The following is a 1,222-nucleotide window of genomic DNA, read 5'->3' on the forward strand; positions in this document are numbered from 1 at the left end:
AATATGGACACCTCGCCAGCCGCTACATGCAACTCATCTCCGAGCTTCTGGCGGACGTTCCCAGCAAATGATCCAGCTCCTCAAGAATGCGCGGCTCGCCGCGAGTGTCATCAGCCAACACCTGGTTGATGACCCGGCTCTCCTGTACCTGCAAGCTGCCCGCCGTCTGCCCGCCGTCGTGCGCCCTTTCGGCCGGGTTGTCACCGCCATCTTTCCGAGGAACTCGGTGGCGGCTCCCGTCATCCTCGCCGCGCTCAGCAACGGAAACGACGCCGATGCCAAGCGCCGCCTCGAACTGGCCGCGGATGGCCCCACCCAGGGGGAACCGGCCCGGCGCCTGGCGGACAGTGCCCTGTCCGCCGGCCTGCTGGAGATATCGGACGACTTATTGGCCAAGGCAGGGAATGCTCGCGGCCTGAAGTCTGCGCGGGCCCGCAGATTGTGGCATGACGGGGACCTCAGCGGGGCCGTCAAGGCCCTCGACGGCTCCGGCGCTGCAGGACGGCGGCAGCAGGCACGACTCGCCGGTGAGGCGGCGGTCTACGCCGGCGCAGCCCCGGTGCTCCGTCGGCAGGACTTCGAACCGGTTCCCGGCCGGGTCCTGCATTTGCTCACCAATTCACTGCCCCACACCGCCAGCGGCTACGCCCAGAGATCCCACTCCATCATGGTGGCCCAGCGGGAAGCGGGCTGGGGCGTTCTGGCGGTCACGCGGCTCGGGTACCCCGTTCAGGTCGGCAAATTCCTGGCGCGGGCCACCGACGTGGTGGATGGCGTCCGTTACCGGCGCCTCCTCCCGTCGCGGCTGGCCCGCACCATGGACGCGCGTCTGCAGCAACAGGCCGAGGAATTACTGCGGGTGGCCCTGCAATTCAGGCCGAGTGTCCTGCACACCACCACACACTTCGTCAATGGATTGGTGGTCCGGGCCGTGGCCGATGCCCTGGGCATCCCGTGGGTGTACGAGGTCCGCGGCCAGCTGGCAGACACGTGGGCCGCCACGCGGGGGCCTGCGGCACGGGACAGCGAAAAGTACGCGCAATTCCAGGCCCGGGAAACCGAAGTCATGCGCGACGCCGATTTGGTGGTGACGCTGGGCCATGCCATGAAAGCCAATATTGTGGCCGCGGGCATTCCGGGCGGGAAGATCGTCATCGCTCCCAATGCCGTGGGCGGGGCATTCCTCGACCAGCCCGGGGACGCCGCCGACGCGCGCCGCGAA

1 protein-coding gene is annotated in these 1,222 nt (G+C 68.2%); it reads left to right on the forward strand.

The window, feature by feature from the left end:
• Positions 1-67: 67 nt before the first annotated feature.
• The coding region (locus LQV45_RS33805) for a glycosyltransferase (protein ID WP_230012182.1) at positions 68-1,222 on the forward strand (1,155 nt) is incomplete at its 3' end.

The organism is Microbacterium sp. Bi128 (assembly GCF_918698205.1).